At 60.6% G+C, this 17,035-nt stretch carries 15 protein-coding genes; 1 reads left to right on the top strand and 14 read right to left on the bottom strand.

Features of this window, described 5'->3' with window-relative positions; translation table 11 throughout:
• Positions 1-30: 30 nt before the first annotated feature.
• The 8 genes from CS903_RS06400 to rpsP form a co-directional block, all read right to left on the bottom strand.
• Positions 31-336, bottom strand: coding sequence for a DUF2469 domain-containing protein (locus tag CS903_RS06400; RefSeq protein WP_099332725.1), 306 nt, complete (start codon positions 334-336; stop codon positions 31-33).
• A gap of 32 nt (positions 337-368) precedes the next feature.
• The gene (locus CS903_RS06395) at positions 369-1,067 is read right to left on the bottom strand and encodes a ribonuclease HII (protein WP_242491780.1); all 699 of its coding nucleotides are present in this window, start codon (positions 1,065-1,067) and stop codon (positions 369-371) included.
• The gene (lepB, locus tag CS903_RS06390; RefSeq protein WP_099332724.1) at positions 1,064-1,987 is read right to left on the bottom strand and encodes a signal peptidase I; all 924 of its coding nucleotides are present in this window, start codon (positions 1,985-1,987) and stop codon (positions 1,064-1,066) included. Before lepB ends, CS903_RS06395 begins: the two co-directional genes overlap by 4 nt.
• Before the next feature lie 71 nt (positions 1,988-2,058).
• Complete coding sequence (rplS, locus tag CS903_RS06385) at positions 2,059-2,415, bottom strand: 50S ribosomal protein L19 (RefSeq protein WP_099332723.1); 357 nt, start codon at positions 2,413-2,415, stop codon at positions 2,059-2,061.
• Positions 2,416-2,583: 168 nt separating this feature from the next.
• Positions 2,584-3,891 (bottom strand): tRNA (guanosine(37)-N1)-methyltransferase TrmD, encoded by a 1,308-nt coding sequence (gene trmD / locus CS903_RS06380; RefSeq protein ID WP_099332722.1) that lies wholly within the window; start codon positions 3,889-3,891, stop codon positions 2,584-2,586.
• Between the two features lie 13 nt (positions 3,892-3,904).
• Entirely contained in the window at positions 3,905-4,447 is a 543-nt protein-coding gene (gene rimM / locus CS903_RS06375) for a ribosome maturation factor RimM (protein ID WP_099332721.1), read from the bottom strand.
• A 95-nt stretch (positions 4,448-4,542) separates the two neighbouring features.
• Positions 4,543-4,788, bottom strand: a complete 246-nt coding sequence (locus tag CS903_RS06370; RefSeq protein ID WP_099332720.1) for an RNA-binding protein — start codon at positions 4,786-4,788, stop codon at positions 4,543-4,545.
• Positions 4,788-5,240, bottom strand: a complete 453-nt coding sequence (rpsP, locus tag CS903_RS06365) for a 30S ribosomal protein S16 (RefSeq protein ID WP_099332719.1) — start codon at positions 5,238-5,240, stop codon at positions 4,788-4,790. The genes CS903_RS06370 and rpsP overlap by 1 nt, the downstream gene beginning before the upstream one ends.
• Positions 5,241-5,507: 267 nt before the next feature.
• On the opposite strand from rpsP, the gene CS903_RS06360 reads away from it, so the two are divergent.
• Complete coding sequence (locus tag CS903_RS06360) at positions 5,508-6,464, top strand: inositol monophosphatase family protein (protein WP_164996701.1); 957 nt, start codon at positions 5,508-5,510, stop codon at positions 6,462-6,464.
• Between the two features lie 68 nt (positions 6,465-6,532).
• On the opposite strand, the gene CS903_RS06355 is transcribed toward CS903_RS06360, so the two are convergent.
• The 6 genes from CS903_RS06355 to smc form a co-directional block, all read right to left on the bottom strand.
• Positions 6,533-8,203: an MFS transporter gene (locus CS903_RS06355; protein WP_207203773.1), complete on the bottom strand. Its 1,671-nt coding sequence runs from the start codon at positions 8,201-8,203 to the stop codon at positions 6,533-6,535.
• The gene (locus tag CS903_RS06350; protein ID WP_099332717.1) at positions 8,190-9,341 is read right to left on the bottom strand and encodes an amidohydrolase family protein; all 1,152 of its coding nucleotides are present in this window, start codon (positions 9,339-9,341) and stop codon (positions 8,190-8,192) included. Before CS903_RS06350 ends, CS903_RS06355 begins: the two co-directional genes overlap by 14 nt.
• Positions 9,342-9,376: 35 nt before the next feature.
• Positions 9,377-10,987 (bottom strand): signal recognition particle protein, encoded by a 1,611-nt coding sequence (gene ffh, locus CS903_RS06345; protein ID WP_099332716.1) that lies wholly within the window; start codon positions 10,985-10,987, stop codon positions 9,377-9,379.
• Between the two features lie 91 nt (positions 10,988-11,078).
• The gene (gene ftsY / locus CS903_RS06340; RefSeq protein WP_099332715.1) at positions 11,079-12,257 is read right to left on the bottom strand and encodes a signal recognition particle-docking protein FtsY; all 1,179 of its coding nucleotides are present in this window, start codon (positions 12,255-12,257) and stop codon (positions 11,079-11,081) included.
• 9 nt (positions 12,258-12,266) lie between these two features.
• On the bottom strand, positions 12,267-13,154 hold the full coding sequence (locus CS903_RS06335) for a hypothetical protein (RefSeq protein ID WP_099332714.1): 888 nt from the start codon (positions 13,152-13,154) through the stop codon (positions 12,267-12,269).
• A gap of 79 nt (positions 13,155-13,233) precedes the next feature.
• Positions 13,234-17,013: a chromosome segregation protein SMC gene (smc, locus tag CS903_RS06330; RefSeq protein ID WP_099332713.1), complete on the bottom strand. Its 3,780-nt coding sequence runs from the start codon at positions 17,011-17,013 to the stop codon at positions 13,234-13,236.
• Between the last annotated feature and the right edge of the window lie 22 nt (positions 17,014-17,035).

Raw genomic sequence — 17,035 nt, 5'->3', positions numbered from 1 at the left:
TGGGCAGCCCTGTGGAAGCTCAGTTTCGAGCTACGAAGGAATATCCATATCGGGCTTGGTGAGCTCTTCTATGTTGACATCCTTGAATGTCACGACCCGCACCGACTTCACGAATCTGGTCGGCCGATAGATATCCCAAACCCAGGCGTCGGTGAGCGTCAGCTCGAAGAAAATATCGTTGCCGACGGGGCGAGCCTGAAGCTCAACCGCATTGCAGAGGTAGAAGCGACGATCCGTCTCTACCACGTAGTTGAACAGCGCTACGACGTCCCGGTACTCCTTGAACAACCCCAGCTCCGAAGCATTCTCGTAGCTCTCGATGTCATCTCGGTTCATGGTGTCCCTTCCTCGCCTTCAGAACCCCTAGGTTAGTTCACTCCCGGAAGCTTCCAACCCAACCGGTGCCTTGAGGAAGCTCCCCGGCGCTTGAGAGCCTCCAGGTGAACCTTGGAGCCATACCCCTTGTTGGAGGCCCAGCCATATCCAGGGTCGCGAATCTCTACCATGTAGCGATCCCTTGCCACCTTCGCGATGATCGATGCGGCTGCCACCACCTGACTGTGCATATCAGCTTTAACGAGGGTCGCAACGGCCGGTCCACCACCGGTTCGCGACCAGGGATCACGCAGCCCTGGAATACCCTCATCAAAGAGACCCGGGGCGGGTGCGGAAAGATAGTCATGCTTACCATCGAGAAGCACGGCACCCAGGGGTGGAAAAGCGCCGCGGGCGAGCTGAACCTCGATGAGCGCGAACGCCCTGAGTGATGCGGTCCTGAGCGCAGCTGTCACTCCCAGGCGAGATATCTCCGTGGGGCTGGCCCATCCAACCGCGGAGGCTCGGGCCCAGAGCTGTATGGGACGCACCAGTCCCTCCCGGGTAAGAGCGCTCAGGGCTTTTGAGTCTGTAATACCCCCGGGCGCATCTCCACAGCCCGCATCAACGACGACGACACCAACCGCAAGGGGTCCAGCGATAGCCCCCCGGCCGACCTCGTCAACCCCGGCTAACGAACCCCAGGAGTCAAGAAGTGCGCGATCAACTGAGCCGTCCGGAAAGGAAATCACGACTGGCCAGTCTGATCCGAGGGTGCTGACACCTGGCTGAAAACATCACGGTTTCCCAGGTAGGACCAATCGGACAGCGGCCAAATTACCCACTGGGCACGGCCAATCACGGATGCCTCGGGGATGAACGCCGAGTCCCCATTTTCATAGTGGTATGCCGAGTCAGCCGAGTCCTGGCGGTTGTCCCCCATCACCCAGTAGGTTCCGTCGGGGATCTGCACGCTGAACTCTGCCGTGGAAGGGACTGCCCCCGCTGCCAGGTAGGTTTCATCAATCGGAATGCCGTTGACTGAGATCCGACCCTGCTCATCACAGCAGGTCACCGTGTCACCCCCGACCCCAATGACGCGCTTGACGACAATCTGCTGGGACCCCTGCGGCGCAAACCCGAACAGGCCAGCTACGGTGTTGAGGAAGTTCTGGTTAGTTTCATCAACGGGCTCCAACCACCCCTCGCTATCTCGGAACACCACCACGTCACCGCGTTCGATGTCTTTGCCGAGGCCGGGAACGTTATTGACTGCGATGCGAGATCCCACCGAAAGAGTGTCCAACATCGACTCTGAGGGGATCTTGTAGACCTGGACGACGAAGGCACGCAGTCCCAGGGCGATGATGGCGGCAATGCCGAACACAGCTAAGAACTCAAGTGCGACTCTTCCGACTCGCCAACCCAGGCTGCGGTTCCGCCCCTCTGACCGCGCTGCCCTCTCCGACGCCCGCGCCGGGTGGGGAGAGCGTCGAGTTGGCGGCCGGGACGTCTTCTGCGCGCCCTGGTAGGTGGGACGTCCGGTTGGCTGGCCCCCACGGCTGTCGGGTACCGCGAATGAGGGGGGAAGCATGTCCGCGGATGCCGCTGAAGTCACCTCGGGTTCATCCCCTTGGGGATCTGAGGGCTGGTGCGCTTCATCCGGATGCATAATGGCCCAGTCTACCGCTAGGGGGTGACTGGGCCATTAACCAAGTGCCGCAAATGCGGCCACAGGCGAACCTACTTGGAAACGTTGATGCGCTTCTCCTTGACGCGAGCTGCCTTGCCAACGCGATCGCGCAGGTAGTAGAGCTTGGCGCGGCGAACATCGCCACGGGAGACAACTTCGATCTCTTCAATCGTCGGTGCGTGAATCGGGAAGGTACGCTCAACACCGACACCGAAGGAAATCTTGCGGACGGTGAAGGTCTCTTTCAGACCGTGACCCTGGCGACCAATTACGATGCCCTGGAAGATCTGCACACGTGAACGGTTACCTTCAATAACGTTGACGTGAACCTTGACGTTGTCGCCGGGGCGGAACGTCGGGACGGACTTCTTCATCGACTCCGCGTCGAGGAAATCAAGCTTCTGCATTGCTGCTCCTAGTCACCACCGCCGCAGGCCGAGGTAACGAATAGCCGGACCGGGGTCCGTAGTCATTGATCGAGCTGTTTCCGGCGGCCCCCTGCGGCAGGTGACACCAACAATCTCGGTGCAACAGTCTGCCACAGTTTGCCCCCCTGCTCCAAGCAGTTCAGGGGCTTATCGAGGAGGATCCACCGTGAGATCTCGCACGTAGACGAAGTCCCTGTGAATGCGTTTCCCGACCTCAAAGGTCCTTCGTCCGCACTTCTTGAAACCGTGGCGCCTATAGAAGCGAATCGCACGTCGGTTGCTCTGGTTGGTTCCAAGTAGCACCGCGGTGCTTCCCCAGCGGGAGACGGCATCGGCAAGCGCGAACTCCATCAGAGCTCCAGATACACCCGATCCATGGAACTCGGGGTCCGTATAGATCTTCGAGACGTAGCAGGCTCCAGGAGACAGTGAAGCAATGTCATCGGGCGCATTTGGCTCACACAGGGCATAGGCGACAACTACCAACTCTGGACCGGATCGCACGGTTGTGATGCTCGCACCGCCCCGGGTTAGTTCCCGGAAGGCATTCTCCGTCAGGTGGGTGTCAATGTGCTCCCGAATCTCCGTCTCCGTGGCCGTGGGCGGGCACGCCAGCGGGAAGGTGCGGGCAGCCAGAGCCGCAACCTCACTGAGATCAGACTCTTCCGCCACCGAGAAGCTGTAGTCCCAGCGCCCGGTCCGAACGTCCACACCCCGACTCGTCAGTACCTCGACATCAGCCCGTTCAAGAATCTTTCCGCCCTCCACTAGAGCGTTGATCATGTCGGGGCGTCGGTCGGCTGTCCTCGCCAGGGCACGATCGCGTCGCCAACGCCGAATCCGAGCGTGGTCCCCACTGAAAAGAACCGCGGGGGTCTCGATTCCCCGCCACTCGCGCGGCTGAGTGTAGACGGGGTACTCAAGAAGACCCTCAACGGAGTGGGACTCTTCGACCAGGGACTCCGGATTACCCACCATTCCGTCAACCAACCGGGAGACTCCCTCAACGAGGGCGACTGCAGCCACCTCCCCCCCATTCAGGACGTAGTCACCCAGGGAGTACTCAAAGACCCGGATCCCCTCAGCTCCGTAGTGCTCGGCCACCCGGGCATCAATCCCCTCGTATCTGCCGCAGGCAACCACGATCTGTGGGACCTGCACCAGCGCCTCCAGATCGCGCTGCGTCAAGGGCTTCCCGCTGGGAGTGGGGATAGCAAGGACGGCCCCTTCCTCAAGAACCGTATCGAGCGCCCGACCCCAGACATCCGGGCGCATCACCATGCCCGCACCCCCGCCGGTTGGAGTGTCATCAACCGCGAGGTGCTTCCCTTCAGCCCAGTCCCTCAGGTTATGCACCCTGATATCCACAACTCCGGCCTTCTGAGCCTTCCCCACAAGGGAGAGGTCGAGAGCCGCAAAGAACTCGGGAAAGGTCGAGATGATGTCGAAACGCACTTCGGAGCCCGTCCTACTCGGTGTCTTCTTCGCCAACCACAGTGCGGTCAGGGAACAACCCGCTCGGGGCATCGACAACGACACGCCCCTCCTCAGGAAGAACCTGCGGAACGATTGCCTCTACGAAAGGCACCATAACTTCAGTTCCCTCGCTGCGCACCAGAAGGAGGTCATGAGCCGGGGAGGGCACCAGACCCGATACAACACCCAGCTCATTTCCGTCGATATCTGTGACAACCAGCCCCTCGAGATCGCGGGCATACCAGGCATCATCCTCGTCCTCGCCCTCTACGAGGAGCTCAGTTCCACGAAGAACCTCGGCTTGCTCGCGGGAATCAACCCCCACAAACTCCAGCAGCAGGCGGCCATTGTGTTCCCGCACCCTGGACACCTCCAACTCAGGAACCGCGTCAGAGGAGGATGTCAGGACCGAACCGGGCTGGAACACCTCTTCCGGACGGTCGGTATGGACGAGGACGCTCACCTCACCGCGGAGGCCCCGGGCAGCCCCGATGATCCCGGCTAGGAGCAGTTCTTCTGATGGTGTGTTCAACATGGGGTCCCTCACTCAGGTTTACCAACGCACTGGGTTAAAAGACTAGTGGGTCCAGCCAAGGGCCAGACCCACTAGAAAAAGCTGCGATCAGTCAGCTAACGGCGATCAGTCTCAACAACATCAACCCGCACGAAATCCTTGCCCTTGAGCGCAGAGACAACCTTGCGCAGCGAGCGCGCGGTACGTCCGTTACGTCCAATGACACGGCCCAGATCATCCGGGTGAACCCGAACCTCTAGGAGCTGGCCGCGACGCTGGTTACGGCTATCCACCCTGACATCTTCAGGGTGATCAACGATCCCTGAAACGAGGTGCTCGAGTGCATCTGCCAGAGCGTTCATTACTCAGCTGCCTCTTCGGCGGCTTCGACCTTGGAGTCAGCCTCTTCGACTGCGGCCTCTGCTGCGGCAGCAGCCTTGGCCTCAGCGTGCTTTGCCTTGGTCTTCTGCGCACGATCCTCAGCAGCCGTGATGGCCTCCTGAACTTCAGCGGCCTTGTCGACCTCGGCAACCTTGATACGGCTAACGACATTTTCCTTGCCGTTGGCGCGTGCCAGGTCACCATTCAGGCTGAGCAGGCGACGTGCTGAGTCGGAAGGCTGTGCGCCCACACCGAGCCAGTAAACGGCACGCTCAGAATCGATGCGAATAATCGAAGGGTTGGGTACGGGATCGTAGAAACCGAGTTCTTCGATCACACGGCCGTCACGCTTCTTACGCGAATCAACAACGACAACACGGTACTTCGGATCATGGGTTGCGCCCATGCGCTTCAAACGAATACGAACAGCCACTTTAGTGGTTCTCCTTGTAAATACGGTGAGCTTCACTTCCGCTGGTGGGGCCAACGAAGTGTCACCCAAGAACGCGAAGTACGTGCAGAGAGGGCACACGCATTCGAGTACAGTCACTTATTTTGCCACGCCACGCTCTGATTCCCAACACAAACGTCCCCATTAGGGGTGCTTGTGAACGTGTAGTTGCTCACCGAGCACCGGTAATTCCACCCCAGGTTGGAAGCCACCTAACGAAGCGGGAACTCAATGCGCGACAATAGCAGTATGACTGAGAACAACAGTAAGCCAGTTTCAATCCCCACTGCACTAGCCGAGGTCGCAACCGCAGCCACTCTTGCAGTCGCCCCCTACCTGCGGCGGGTTGCGCGATCCTCTCCCGAAGTCGACCTCAAAGTCGACATCCACGACCCTGTAACAGTCCACGACCAGCGGGTCGAAGGCGCCATTCGCGAACTACTCGAAGAAATCACCCCCGGTTCGCGCGTTCTTGGGGAAGAAATGGGTGAGCAGATCGACTTCAGTCTGATGCAGAACCTTCCCGAGGCACCTCTTGCCTCAGCGGTCGCCATTAGCGAACAGGTCCGAGAAGTGGTGGCAGACCTCGGCGACCGGGTGCGCTGGATTGTCGACCCTATTGACGGCACCGCCAACTTCGCTTCTGGTCTCACCTACTTCGCCACCTCCATCGGGGTCGAACTTGACGGCAAGATGGTGGCCGGTGCGGTTTCCGCTCCCTTCACCTACGAGGTTTTCGTCGGGGACGACACCGAGGTCTGGCACCTCAACGAGCACACCGGGGAGCGTGTCCCCCTGCGCTCGGTTGGTCCCAGCACAGAGGCTGCGGCCCTGATCGCTTCCTACTACCCGGGTGTCTTCAGCCTCGACCTCAACCCCGACATGGTTCGCGCCCACGAGGTAGAGCTGATGTCGACCTACGGCACCCTGCGCAGACCCGGGGCCGGCGCCCTCGACTTGGCGATGGTAGCCGCGGGTTGGATCGGGGTCTCAATGGCTATTTCGTTCAAACCCTGGGATGTCGCAGCGGGGATCCACCTGGTCCGTGTTGCCGGTGGCCACGTTCTGAACCTGCCCGTTGATACCGATCTTCCCGACGGGTTGCGCCCAGCTGTGGTGGCATCTGTGGGGAACCTGGATGCAGTGACCGCTAAGAGGATTCTGCGAGAGGTCGAGGCCGCGCTTCTCCGCCGAGATAACCGATAAGAACTGGTTAAAGAGGAGGGGGCCCGGGAAAAATTCCCCGGGCCCCCTCGGCTTTGAACCTCCGTCACCTACTCGGAGACCGCCGCCTTATCCGCTGCTAGTTCCTCACCGCCGACGGCCGAAGCCTTGAGCAGGCGAATCGCGCCGATCAGACCGAGGCCGAGGAAGACGGCCGCAATGGCCATTGAGGCTGAGGTGGCATTGGCGAAGGCCTGTGAAAGAGCTTTGACGGCCTCATCCGTCTTAGCACCCAGTTCACTATGTGCGCCCTGGGCACGGAGCATAGAGATGGTCGAACCCGCGCTCTGCCTTGTTGCCTCTGCGATCTTGTCCGCTTCTTCTGCAGAAAAACCCACCTTGTCTAGGGCGTGAGGCATAAAGATCATTAGGGACACGGATAGTGCCGCACCCGAGATTGCGGTTCCCAGTGCCGAACCGAGCTGACGAACCGTACTCTGAGTTGCAGATCCCTGCCCTGAAATCTCAACCGGAACATCCCGAAGAACGGTGCCCGTGAGTTGAGCTGACGCAAGGCCCAGGCCAAGACCGTAAACGACCAGTGGCACTGCGATCAGCCAGGGTGACTCGGTGCCATCAACGATAAATGCCAGCGCAGCCACGCCAATAAGTTCAAGTCCCAGGCCGATGACAACGGTTCCTGGAGAACCGAACTTGGCGGCGACGTGGCGCGCAGCCGCACCCGACATGAATGCACCGACCGCCATGGCAGCAAACACCAGGCCTGCTCCCATGACGTCCAGGCCGAGGGCGTTAACCAGGTAGAGGGGTAGAACGAAGATCAGTGCGAACTCTCCGGCAGCGACAGTCGCCGCGGTGATGTTGCCCCAGGTGAAAGTCGGCAGCTTAAAGAGACTGAGGTCAAGAATCGCCGAGCGGCCAATCTTCTTACGGTGTACCTCCCAGAACCCAAATGCAGTCAGTGCGGCAATCGCGATCACGAATGCAATGGGAACCGGAGAGATCGGTGCCGTGGTAGGCCAGGTGATTCCGGCTAGACGCATCTCTGATTCTGGTTTCCACCAACCAAGGTCCGGTCCCTCAATGATTGCGAAAACCAGGGCTCCGAACCCAATGGCGCTAAGAAGAGCTCCGTCGACATCGACACCCTTACCCGTGACCTTGCCTTTGGTCTCTGGCACAACCAGGAAGGCGGCAATAACAAGGAGGGCGCCGATGGGAACGTTCACCAGGAAGATCCAGTGCCACGAGGCATACTGGGTGAGAGCGCCACCGGCGAGGGGACCCACCGCCGCAGCACCTGAGATCACCGCGCCCCAGACACCGAATGCTGCCGCGCGATACTTGCCACGGAAGATAGCGTTCACGGTCGATAGTGCCGACGGCATGATCATCGCAGCACCGATTGCCTGGACGACTCGCGAGCCGATCAGGGCACCCGCCGAGCCAGACATAGCTGCGAGGACACTACCGGCAACGAAGATAACAATGCCGATCAGGAAGGACTTTTTCCTGCCCCAGCGGTCAGAGAGACTGCCTGAGGAAAGCAGAAGTGCACCGAGGAGCACCGCGTAAAGACTATTGACCCACTGGGCATCCGTGATGTCCATCTTGAGGTCTTGGATGATGATCGGAAGTGCAACACCAACAATGGTCCCATCGAGGACGATGAGCCCGAGTCCGACCGAAAGCACACCTAGGGCCAGCCACTCCTTGCGCGTGGGCTTTGCTGCTTCTTCCACGCTGTTAGTTGAAGTCATTCTGCTCCCTGATCGTAAAAATTGAATGTCCCCGGGCCACCACTACTTTCGGTTGCTCCCAGATAGCAGGAGAAGTCCGCGGATCCTCGTCGAAGACTACCGCGTCCACGGGCGATCCTCTCGTCAAGGATGAGAGGCCAAGGAAGTCACGGGCCCGCCAGGTGGCAGCATTAAGGACCTCGTGGGGAGGCATCCCCCACTCAACCATGAGCTGCATCTCTCGGATGAGGGATCCGTGGGTCTGGTATCCCCCTGCATCAGAACCCGGTAGCAGCGTCACCCCGCTGGCAAGAAGCTCTGAGAACCACGCCCTCCTTCGCGAGTACAACTGAGTCATGGTCTTCGCATAGCACGGATAGCGCGTAGCGGCCGAAGCGAACTCAGGAAACTTCAGAACCTGGAGCAGAGTCGGAACCACCACCACCCCCTGTTGCCGGGCACGGTCCATCTGGGCACGACTCATCCCGGTGCCATGCTCGATGGAGTCGACTCCGGCCTCGAGCAGGTCATCCACCACCTCTGAACCAAATGCGTGAACGGCGACGCGCACACCCTGCCTGTGAGCGACGGCAACGGCATTGATCAGCTGCTCTCGTGACCACAGGGGCCTGAGGTCTGATTCCTCGCCCGCAGAGCGGTCGATCCAGTCCCCCACCAGTTTGACCCAGCCGTCACCAGAGGTTGCCTGCCGAAGAACTTCTGCAGCAAGATCTCCCGATCCCTGAGGAAGCTCAACGGCGAGACCGCGCCCGTACCTCTTCTCAACAGCAATGTGCCGTCCCGCGGAAACAACAATGGGACGACCGAAAGGCAGGTCGGCTGGGTCCACTCGCACGGGTGAGCCTGGTTCACGAACCGCCAGGACTCCGGCCCTAATCTCAGCCCAAGCCTGTTCTTTGATCTCGCTGGAGGTCAGTGGTCTAGCGCCGATGGCCAGGTGGGAGTGTAGGTCTACGAAGCCTGGAACAACGTAGTTCTCGAGGCCCCCAGTCTGCTTGAGTGTTTCGAAACCAACTATGACCCCGTCGCGAAAGCGCAGTACTCCCGGACGAAACCGCGGCTCCTCCCCCTCGGCTTCACGCCAGAGGATCCACCCTCGCAGCTCACCGCTAGAGTCCAGCTCGCCTGTCCCTTGCACTGCTCCCCCTGTCCGTAGGGAACGAAACCACGCTCCTAGAAGCCCTTTCCGAGCATCCTTTTCAAATCATCTGGTAGCGAGTCCATCGACTCACGCAACTTGGCCGGATCCTGCTCCGGCGCGCCCACTCCGAACGCAGAACCCCGGGGTGCCGCCTTTCCTCCACGCTGCTCCTTCGGCAACAGGGCCTCAAGTTCCTGCTGGCGTCGCTTGGCCGGGTTACCCGACCGGGCCTTCTTTTGGACCCGAGCCCGCTGGGCCTGAGCGACTCGAGCTTGCTCTTTCTGTTTTGCTCGGCCCGCGGCACGCCCCGGGCGTCCCTGCATCGCACCGAGGTTGGGCATACCGCCCGGTCCCATCGACTGCATCATCTGCTTAGCAGCTTCGAATCGTTTCACGAGCCCGTTAACCTCTGCGACGGTGACTCCGGCGCCCTTGGCAATTCGGTTGCGGCGTGATCCGTTGAGTATCTTGATGTCGTTGCGTTCAGCCGGAGTCATTGAGTGGACGATGGCCTCAACCCGATCGACCTCTCGCTCATCAAAGTTTGCCAGCTGATCACGAACCTGCCCCATACCCGGCATCATGCCGAGAACCTTCTTCATCGAGCCGAGCTTGCGCACCTGCTGGAGTTGCTTCAAAAAGTCTGCGAGCGTCAGTTCTCCGGAGAGAGCCTTCGAAGCCATCTCCTCGGCGGCTTCCTGGTCAATCTTCTTTTCAGCCTGCTCGATCAGGGTGAGAATGTCACCCATATCGAGGATTCGGCCCGCCATACGCTCGGCGTGGAAGCGCTCAAAGTCATCAAGGTTCTCACCCGTTGAGGCGAAAAGAATCGGCGCCCCGGTCACGCCGCGAACTGACAGGGCTGCACCACCACGTGCGTCGCCGTCCATCTTCGACATCACGACGCCCGTGAATCCCACTCCCTCACGGAAGGCGGTGGCCGTGTGAACCGCATCCTGACCGACCATGGCGTCGAGGACGAACATCGTCTCATGGGGCTTCACGGCATCGCGAATGTCACGGGCCTGCTGCATCATCTCTTCGTCAACGCCGAGACGACCGGCGGTATCAACTATGACAACGTCGTAGCCGTTCATTACGGCTTCAGACAGTCCACTTCGAGCAACGATGATCGGGTTGCCCACGCCGTTCCCCGGTTCGGGGGCCCAAACGTCAACACCGGCCCGCTCTCCGACTATCTGCAACTGTTGAACAGCATTGGGACGCTGGAGGTCGGACGCCACCAGCAGAACGCGCTTACCTTCTTCACGTAGCCACTTGCCAAGCTTTCCGGCCAGCGTGGTCTTACCCGCACCCTGAAGGCCCGCCAGCATGAACACCGTCGGTCCGCGCTGTGCGAATGTCAGCTCCCGGGTTTCACCACCCAGGATCTCAATGAGTTCGTCATGAACGACCCGGACGACCTGTTGACCGGGGTTAAGGCCCTTGGAACGGGTGGCCCCGTAGGCCTTTTCTCGCACATTTCCGATGAACTCTCGAACCACGGGGAGGGCGACGTCGGCATCGAGGAGTGCACGGCGAATGTCGCCGAGGGTTGCATCCACATCGGCCTCGGACAGAACCCCCTTGCCACGCAGCTTCTTGAAAGAGTCGCTAAGGCGATCTGAAAGACTGTCAAACACAGGTAAACCCTTCGTCGGTCGGGTGGCGGTACCACGCGACTTTACGCACAATAAGTGACATTATCCCAGCCAGCTTGGCCGGGAGTAGAAGTCACTGTCCAACAATGGCATCCACAAACCCCGTGGGGTCAAACGGAGCCAGGTCATCCGGTCCTTCCCCGAGACCCACCAGCTTGACGGGAACCCCGAGTTCCTTCTGAACCGCGATGACGATCCCGCCCTTGGCTGAACCATCGAGCTTGGTGAGGACGATGCCGGTGATTCCCACGGCTTCAGCAAAGACCTGGGCCTGCTTCATTCCGTTCTGTCCCGTTGTTGCATCGAGAACCAGAAGGACCTCGGCTACCGGAACCTGCTTCTCCATCACCCGACGAATCTTGCCCAGTTCATCCATGAGGGCGGACTTGGTCTGCAGGCGGCCAGCAGTATCGACAATCACCACGTCCGATTCGGTCTCAATGGCAACCTTCACCGCGTCGAAGGCAACCGAAGCCGGATCTCCCCCGTCACGATCGGTGGAGACAACCGGGACCCCGACACGTGCACCCCAGGTCTCAAGCTGTTCACTGGCTGCTGCACGGAAGGTATCTGCTGCACCCAGGACAACCTTTTTATCCTCGGCCCGAAGCAGGCGGGCCATCTTGCCCACGGTTGTTGTCTTCCCGGTACCATTCACACCCACGACGAGGACGGCAGCGGGACCGATTTCGCCCCGGGTGGTTGTCATCGGGTTGAGGTTGAGCGATCGATCCATATCGGGGCCGACAAGGTTGAGAAGTTCATCGTGCAGAACCTCACGGGCTGATCCGCTATCCAAACCCCCTCGGATACGAGCTTCCTGGCGCAGGCGCTCCATGATCTCATCCGTCGGACCCAGGCCCACATCGGCCATGAGAAGGGTGTCCTCAATCTCTTCCCAGTCAGATGCGCTGAGTTCACCCCGTGCAAAGACAGCGAGCAGCGCGGCTCCGATCCCTCCGGATGAAGCCATGCGGGCGCGAAGGCGCTGCATCCGGCTTCGCACCGCCTCGGGCTTTTCGAGCTCGGGGACGACCTCTTCGACCTCTTCGACCTCTTCGACAACGGTTTCCGTCTCGACAGGTTCAGGTGGAGGAGAGGTGGGGGCCTGCTCAACCTGTTCGACTGTTTCCTTCGGCCGCTTTGGCTTGGACCTAACAGCGAGGGCGATGACCGCCACGATGGCGATGAGAATGACAGCTGCAACGAGCAGCCCAACGGGGGTGGAGAAGAACTGAGCTAGGGCTTCCATCAATTTTTCCTAAAGGCCGGTTTCGGCGGGATCTGAAGGGCTGCGCCAGTGGGGCTGGCCTTCTTCGTGTTCTGAAGTTTCGTTTGACTCACCCAGGTGGTTGACCCACCGTTCCAGGTCATCAACGCTCGGGGGTGGCGGAGGGGGCACAGGGTGATCGTCCAGCGGCGCCTCGTCCCCGACGGGAACATCGGCTTCAGGGAGCACCTCGTCCTCGGACACCTCGACGATTACGTCCTCTCCCTGGTTCTCGGAGGCCTCGTCCTCAGTCGTGGCGAACTTTTCCCTGAGTTGCGCGGCTGCTGCTGCAAGCCAGGCTCCGGCACCTGCGGATGCGGTTCTCGCATTTGCTAGCCAGCCTTGAGCCACCTCTTTGAACGGAATCCTGCTGGCCTCCGCCCTAGCTTCCCAGTCGCCCTGATCGTCGTATGTTTCCTGGGGTAGCGCAGCGTTAAACAGCGAAATTTCCCCGGTGATCACGGCGGGTTCATAGAAGGGATCGCCCTCTCCCACCATCGGTTGCGGTGCAGGAGCCGGGCGGGGCGTCAAAACAGAGCTGCGGGCAAATGAGTCGGTGTACTGGGCAATCACGTGGGACGGAGCCGGTGAAAGTGCATCCAGGACGGCTTGCCGGTCAGGGATCTTTGGCGCGCCAACATAGGCACTTTGGGGCACCGAGGTGGTCGCCCACATCTCATCCAGGGAGACCCTGCGGGGCTTGACAGGTTTGCCGTGCCAAGAGGAGATACCGACTGCGCGAACGTCCTGGGCTTGGCCCCGAACTGCTACCTGCCACTCTCGACGGGGGCGGCGAACCAATGCCGCTACAGCAATGACCGTCACGGCCAGAAGAATCAGCACACCAATGGCCAGGTAGAGAGCTAGTTTTGCGCTCACGATGTCAGTTCCTTCAAGGCTGCGCCCTCCTGTCCGACAGTTTCGGCTAGGGGCCAGCCTATCTTGTTGCCGGTGGTTTTCAGCTGGCCATCCGGTGTGACATTACCGCAGTAACTCCGTCTTTCATGGTCACCCCGTAGAGGGCGTCGGCGAACTCCATGGTTCGCTTCTGGTGGGTGATGATCAGTAGTTGGCTTTCCTTTCGGAGATCCTCGAGCAGGGAGAGCACCCGCGACAGGTTGATGTCATCGAGGGCGGCCTCAATCTCGTCGAGGACGTAAAACGGGGAGGGACGGGCTTCAAAGATGGCTATCAGGTAGGCCAGCGCAGCCAGTGAACGTTCCCCGCCGCTCAGGAGGGAGAGTCGGGTGACTCTTTTTCCGGAGGGACGGGCGTAGATTTCAACTCCCGTGGTTAGCGGATCATCAGGTTCAGTCAGCTCCAAACGTCCGGTGCCACCCGGAAAAAGCTTCGAGAAGGTCCGCTCAAACATTTTCGCGGTGTCAGCAAACGCCGAAGCAAATGACTCTCGTACCTGGGTGTCGATCTCACGAACGAGGGCGAGGAGGTCAGACTTTGAGCGGTTCAGGTCTTCAACCTGGTTCTCCAGGAATGTGTAGCGCGCCGAGGCGGCCTCATACTCTTCGATAGCGAGCGGGTTGACGATCCCCAGACGGGCAAGACTGCGTTCTGCTCGCGACCTCTCAGCTTCTGCATGCTCCCGGGTAAACGGTGCCGTTTCTCCCTCATCCACATCGGATGCCTCCGAGGGAGGCTGAGGATTCCACGGTAGGTGGGGACCGTAGTGGGAGATAACCTCATCGGCAGCGAGCGAACTGGAAGAGGTCGGCTCGCTCGACAGAAGGTTCCCTTCACCGTCCTCGGCGTCAGCGGTCGCTTCAGTTCCAGCATGCGCACTCCCGTACTTTTCGAGCAACATCGGCACGCGAAGCTTGAGGATCTGCCCGTAGTCTTCAGTCAGAACCCTGGCCTTTTCTTCAAGTTGATTGACCAGGGATCGTTGTCCCGCAACGGCCACTTCCGTCTGCAGCAGGGTTTCATTCGCCGCTACCTGATCGCGTTCTAACTGCCGAATCTGCTCGGCAATCCCTCCGAGTTCCTCGGTTAGCTCATGGTGGCGATCACGGGCGGCGGTACGCAGGCTGAGTGCAGTTCCGGCCGCCTCTTCTGCGCGTGCTGCTCCTGCCCGGGCCCGAGACATGATGACTTGGAACCCTGCAACAGCCCCCTTGGCTGCCATCTCCCGAGCCACCTGACGCTCACGATCTTCCCGAAGGGTTTGCGCCTGGGTTGCAAATGCCCTGGACTGACGGTCCGACGCTGCGGAACGTTCCCGTGCGATGTGGGCATCCAGTCGCGCCTGGTTCTCTACCTCCCAGGCCTGCTGCAGTGCCTCGCGAGCCTCATCAATGGCCCGTGCAACCGCCTCAAGATCAACCTCGTCCTCCGAGGGAGCCTGCTCTGGAACGAGGGCGGCGGCCTTGGCTTCAGCAGCCTTCGCAGCCTCCATTCGGGCCTCAGCCTCTCCGACCTGTCGGCGCACCCGCTCTACATCAACCTCTGCGGCATGGGCGAGGGCATTGAGACGCGCCTGCTCCTGGGCTACCTTGGCACGTTCCGCATCTGCGGCCCGTAGCTCAGTCAGAGCCGCATTCTTGGACTTTATCGCCGCCTGCATCGCCTCACGAGCCACCCGAACCTTGGCGGCGCTAGCCTGGAGTCGCTCCCGTGCAGAGTCCTCGGCGACCCTGGTTTCTTCAAGGTCCGCTCGAAGTGAAAGACGGGAGGTAACCTGCTGTCCTCGCAGCCTGAGGAAGTTTGACCCGACCACGGTTCCGGAGCTGGTGGCGACGATAATGCGCTCCACCCGGTCAGCCTGTTCAGTTGCCGACCAAGGCCCTAGCAGCCGGTGGAACTCCTGGGCCGCACCAATGCTTGGAGCAACCCAGGTATCCACCAGAAGTGGACCGAGAGTGTTCCCGGGCCCCTCGGCAGCCACCACCGAGTAGGCGGGAACGACTCCCAACTCTGCGCCGATTTCGATCCATCCCTCAGGAGTCGATGACAGGTTGATGGGCGAAGTCCCCACTTGGGTGACCAGCCCGGCGGAGTCAAGATCTGGCGCACTGATGCCCGCGGGGATCTCATCAAGCAGCTCGCCATAAAGCTCCTGACCCTCAACAACATGGGCGGAAAGCAGTGGTCCGAGCACCGCGGTCAGTGCCTCTTCCCAACCGCGCTCGATCTGGAGGGTGTCCTCAAGACGTGGTGAAGAAAGCAAACGGTCACCGAAGGCGCGGATCTGTTCAGAGGCCGAGCGCTGGACTCCAGCCCCTCCTGAAAGGGATGCTTCAAGCGTTTCGCGCCTGGAGCGCAGCCGCGAAACCTCAACACCGAGATCACGTTCCTCCCGCTCAGCGGCAGCGAGCATATCGCGTGATCCCTGTTCCGCGATTGAGGCGTTTTCGAAGGCCGAGGCTTCCGAGTTGCCCTCGATCGTAGTTTGCCCATCGTGCGCGGTGAGACCCTGAGAGGCAAATGTCCTCGCGTCTTTGGTTGCCGCGGCGTGGCGTTGCTCCGCGGCCACAAGTCGCTGCTGGGCGCTGTCAAACTGGCCGCGAGCAGCCTGTGAGGAGAGTGCGGCATTCTCTGCCTCTCTCACCAACCGCGCGTACCTCTCCTGGCGGGAGCGGACATCTCCCTGGGCCCGGCGTAGTGCCTGCTCAGCATCACGAACGAGGGGTTCGCGCTGCTCACGAATGACGGTTGCCTCACGGTGAGCCGCCTCGGCCTGCGCGGAAAGCGACCGCTGCTCAGCAGCCTCAGCCTCGGCCTCCTCCGCACGCTTCACAGCCAGTTGCACGGAGCTCTCTGATATTGCAGTGGGTGTTCTAGCCGCCGAAGAAGCCCTTTCCTGGGCAATCTCTTCGATCCCGATAAGACGCTCTCGCTGTTCCGTAAAATCCCGGTACCGCTCCCCGACCATGTCGGCACGCTCCCGGGCGCGAGCCTGCAGCTGCGAGACCAACACCTGGCGCCTCTTGAGCTCATCGAGCTCTTCCGCACTAACGCGCGCGGCACCCCGCAACCTTTCAAGGACTTCGCTATCGCGCGCCAGATCAGCGCGTCCCTTCACGAGATCCTCGCCGAGGATCCTCGCCGTCGCATAGCCGAGGGCATAGCGAACCCCGGCTGCCTCCCGAGCGGCCTTGGCCTGCCTTGCCAGAGGTCGAAGTCGTGAACGCATCTCTTCGGTGAGGTCGAGGACCCTGACAAGATTGGCGTCCATTGACTCGAGCTTACGGAGAGCTCGCTCCTTACGGCGACGGTGCTTGGCGACGCCAGCGGCCTCGTCAATGAAGGAACGTCGATCAGTTGGCGAAGCTGAAAGGACCGTGTCGAGCTGCCCCTGGCCGACGATGACGTGCATCTGCCGGCCCAAGCCCGAGTCTGACAGCAGTTCCTGAACATCCAGGAGGCGAACCGGCTGGCGGTTGATGGCGTACTCGGACCCCCCGGATCGAAACATTGTTCGTGAGATCGTGACCTCGGAGTAGGAGATCGGAAGGCGACCATCAGAGTTATCGATGGTCAGCTCCACGTGGGCGCGCCCGAGAGGACCCCTGGTGGTACCGCCGGCAAAAATGACATCCGCCATATTGCCGCCACGCAGGGACTTCGCCCCCTGCTCCCCCATCACCCACGCTAGGGCGTCAACAACATTCGATTTCCCTGAACCGTTGGGACCCACAATGGCTGTGATCCCCGGTTCAAACTGGAACCTGGTTGTAGAGGCAAACGACTTAAAACCCGCAGCCGTCAGTTCCTTGAGGTACATGCCTGCCTACCCGAAAGTGCAC

It is taken from the genome of Actinomyces minihominis (assembly GCF_900187855.1).
Classification (GTDB): domain Bacteria; phylum Actinomycetota; class Actinomycetes; order Actinomycetales; family Actinomycetaceae; genus Scrofimicrobium; species Scrofimicrobium minihominis.
The sequence above is the reverse complement of the archived record's forward strand: the minus strand, read 5'-3'. Positions and strand labels throughout refer to the sequence as shown.